Source organism: Snodgrassella alvi (assembly GCF_002777745.1).
GTDB classification, from domain to species: domain Bacteria; phylum Pseudomonadota; class Gammaproteobacteria; order Burkholderiales; family Neisseriaceae; genus Snodgrassella; species Snodgrassella alvi_D.
Window position 1 is genome coordinate 1 of sequence record NZ_MEIO01000043.1, and the last position, 415, is coordinate 415.

The 415-nt window shown below is 45.3% G+C and carries 1 pseudogene; it reads right to left on the reverse strand.

Annotated features, from left to right (window positions below):
- Positions 1-415: pseudogene (locus BHC51_RS05285) on the reverse strand (hypothetical protein); the annotation flags it as partial.

Consider the following 415-nt stretch of genomic DNA (forward strand, 5'->3'; position numbering starts at 1 on the left):
ATCGCCAACGGCAACATTGGTAATTCTCTGTGCATTAGCGGTGCCATGGCTGGCATCGTAAGCAGTGCCGTTCCATTGTAGGGCGTCTTTCTGCAAGTTGGCTACATTGTTATTTAAGCCATTAAGATTGCTGTTAATTGTAGTGATATTGGCATTGACGTTACTTAAATCACCGGCCTGATTCAATGTAGAAGACAAAGTACTGAGGCTGGCGGCAGTAGATGTTGAAACGCTGAAAAGTTGTCCGGCGTTAATCGCATCGGTGGAGTTTTCGCCAATCTGCCCAGCAGCTACATTGGTAATTCTCTGTGCATTAGCGGTACCATGGCTGGCATCGTAAGCAGTGCCGTTCCATTGCAGAGCGTCTTTCTGCAAATTAGCTACATTGTTATTTAAGCCATTAATGTTGCTGTTA